The organism is Flavobacterium sp. (genome assembly GCF_035760125.1).
Classification (GTDB): domain Bacteria; phylum Bacteroidota; class Bacteroidia; order Flavobacteriales; family Flavobacteriaceae; genus Flavobacterium.
Genome location: NZ_DASTTN010000227.1, coordinates 1 through 3509 on the forward strand (window position 1 = coordinate 1; position 3509 = coordinate 3509).

At 33.6% G+C, this 3509-nt stretch carries 1 protein-coding gene and 1 pseudogene; both read left to right on the top strand.

Features of this window, described 5'->3' with window-relative positions; genetic code table 11:
* Positions 1-258: pseudogene (locus VFS71_RS08315) on the top strand (HlyD family secretion protein); the annotation flags it as partial.
* A gap of 165 nt (positions 259-423) precedes the next feature.
* Positions 424-3330 carry an alpha-amylase family glycosyl hydrolase gene (locus tag VFS71_RS08320; protein ID WP_326400492.1) on the top strand — a complete coding sequence of 969 codons (2907 nt, stop codon included), beginning with the start codon at positions 424-426 and terminating at the stop codon, positions 3328-3330.
* Positions 3331-3509: the final 179 nt, after the last annotated feature.

Here is a 3509-nt window from a genome sequence, read left to right on the forward strand (position 1 = left end):
AAAGTATTAATTAAACTTGATAATTTTCCATATCAAGAATATGGTATGTTAGAAGGTAAAATTCAAACAATGTCTACTGTTACAGATAAAGATGGTAACTATTTTATAGAAATTACTATTCCTAATGGATTGACAACTAATTTTGATAAAAAATTAAAATTCGACAAAGAGTTAACGGCTCATGCCGATATTATTACAGATGATATGCGCTTAATAGAACGCATATTTTATCAATTTAGAAAATTAACTATTAGATAAGAAAATAAAAATTGAAATAGATATTTTTCACTTATGCGAAAAAACATCTTAAAAAAACAAAGTTTTTAACACTACAACGTTATCGTGAATTGTTTGTTATTGGCTCTTAATTATAGTATTATCTTTATAAGAAATCAAAAACTAAAATAGAATTAAATTAAAATTATGAAAAAAACTATACTTTTCTTATTCCTTTTTTTATCGTTAGGGAGCATGGCACAGCAAGTTACCATATCCCCATCAACATTTAGTGTTACTGACCAAATCACCATAACTGTTTCATTTGCATCAGCAACATGTAATACGATGGGTGCATCTCCCGCAAAAGTATATATGCATTCTGGTATTGGTGATGATACCAACGCTTTTGGATATGCAGTGGTTGGAAATTGGGGAGCCGATGACAGTATTGGTTTAATGACAAAAAATGTTGACGGTACTTGGAGCAAAACTATTACACCTAGCACTTATTTTGGTTTAAGTGCCAGCCAACAATCTACAGCTACAAAGCTTGGAATGGTATTTCGCAATGCTTCTGGATCTGCAACCCTAAAACTAGCACCTAATTGCAATGACTTCATTTTTAATGTTGGAAGTTTTCAAGTTAACTTAACTTCGCCAGTACAGAACAGCACCACTATTTTAGCTTCTGGCGGAAGTCTTTCAATAGCTGCAACAAATACCAATGGTGTTGCAAGTTATAATTTAAAATCAAACGGGGTTAGCATCAATACTACTCTGAGTACTTCGAGTTATTCGTTCACACACACCAACATAACTGAGAATCAAAACTATGAATTGGAAGTAACTCAAGGCACGACAACTTTAACTAAAAAATTCACCGTAGTTATAAGTCCAAATACTGTTTCTGAAACTATTCCAGCTGGTATGGTCGATGGAATCAATTACAATCCTAATGATGCCACCAAAGCTACTTTAGTTTTAGATGCACCTTTAAAAGATTTTGTTTATGTGGCAGGAAGTTTTAACAATTGGCAACCGGGTGCTACTTATGCTATGAAAAAAGATGCCACCTCTGGTTCTACAAAATTTTGGATAGAATTGACAGGATTAGTATCAGGAACAAATTATACTTATCAATATTGGGTTGGAGAAACAACTCCAATTGCCAATTCCCCTGCACTTGTAAAAACAGCCGATCCCTATTCAACTTTAGTTTTAACACCTGATGATCCAGGAATTCCTGCTTCAACTTACCCTAACATGCCTGTATATCCTGCAGGTCAAGACAAAGAAGTAACAGTTTTACAAACTGGGCAAACTCCTTATGCTTGGAGTACTGCTACAACCACTTTTGTAAAACCAGAAAAAGATAAACTGGTTGTATATGAAGTTTTAGTAAGAGATTTTGATGCCAATAGAAATTATCAAAATTTGATTGACCGCATTGATTATTTTAAAAATTTAAAAATCAATGCTATTGAACTAATGCCTGTAATGGAATTCGAAAGAAACGAAAGTTGGGGATACAACACTTCTTTTCATATGGCATTGGATAAATTTTATGGTCCTTCTACCAAATTAAAAGAATTAATTGACTTATGTCACCAAAATGGAATAGCAGTAATTCTCGATGTAGCCTTGAATCATGCTTTTGGGCGAAATCCAATGATCCGTATGTGGATGAATGATCCCGATGGAGATGGATATGGTTCCCCAACTACCGAAAATCCTTATTTCAATACCGTTGCAAAGCACAGTTATAGCGTAGGTGAAGACTTTGACCATTCTTCAACTTATACAAAAAATTATGTAAAAAGAGTAATTAAACAATGGATCGAAGAATACAAAATTGACGGTTTCCGTTGGGATTTGACCAAAGGTTTTACGCAAAATTGTCCTTCAAATGTTGCAGGAGGACAAGATGCTTGCACCAATACATACCAAGCAGACCGTGTTGCAATTTTAAAAGAATATGCTGATGCTTCTTGGACATTAGACCCAACTCACTATACTATTTTTGAGCACCTAGGAAGTGACAGCGAAGAAAAGGAATGGGCGAATTACAGATTTACAGAAACACCAAGCAAAGGAGTGATGATGTGGGGAAATATGAATAAAAATTACAACCAATTATCAATGGGTTACAATTCAGAAAATGATATTTCAAGAATGTATGGACTAAATCATAGCGGTTTTCTCGGGAATAGAGTTATGGGATACGCCGAAAGCCATGATGAAGAACGCTTGATGTACAAAAATCTAAAATATGGAAACAGTGCAAATTCTTCTCATAATGTAAAAAATCTTAATGTAGCCTTATCGAGAATGTCAGCAATAGGCGCCGTTTCTTTATTAGTTCCTGGTCCAAAAATGATATGGCATTTTGCAGATTTGGGGATGGAATCCTCTATTTTTACTTGTGGTGATGGTTCCGTAAATGATGATACTTCAACTATTCCAGATGATTGTAAATTATCTACCAAACCACAACCACAATGGATAAATAATTGGTTAAACGACGGTTACCGTAATAAAATTTACAATGATTGGGCCAGAATGATTAGTTTAAAAACTACCGAAGCTGTATTTTCGGGTACGGCTACTATAGCATCAGGAACAACATTAACACCAAATATAAAAATTACCAATAGTGCTTTGTCAAGTACAGATCTTAAAGATGTTCTAATCATTGCCAATTTTGATGTAATAGCCAAGAATGTAACCACAGGTTTCCAATATATTGGATCTTGGTACAATTTAATGGATAATTCACCTTACACAGTAACTGATGCAAATGCAACAATAAATTTGCAACCAGGAGAATTCAGAATCTATGGAAATAAAACCACCACTTTGGCCACTACTGATTTTGAAGTATTAAAAGATATCTACATTTATCCAAATCCAGCTTCGAGTTATTTTACATTAAATACCAATACAACTAAAGTTCAAATTTATTCTATAACAGGTCAATTAGTTAAAACTTTCAATAAAAGCAAAGCGAAAGACCAACAATACAGTGTAAGTGATTTAGATAACGGAATGTATTTTATTAAGGCTTACAACGAGGAAAATAAAGTAAAAGTAATGAAGTTCATCAAACAATAGATTCCAATAAAAATATTTTGATTAGTATATTTTTAATCAGCCACCGAATTAAGTTTTGGTGGCTTTTTTTTAAATAAATTCAGAAAGCTATAAAAGTATTATGGCATGTCCCTGCGGGTCTGGCTGTGCATTGCATTCCCAGTTAACAAAAACGACGGTAAAAGGCCTTGTTTTTCTAC

Coding starts and splice junctions, on each gene's coding strand:
- VFS71_RS08320 (WP_326400492.1), top strand. CDS start 424: ATGAAAAAAACTATACTTTTCTTATTCCTTTTTTTATCGTTAGGGAGC.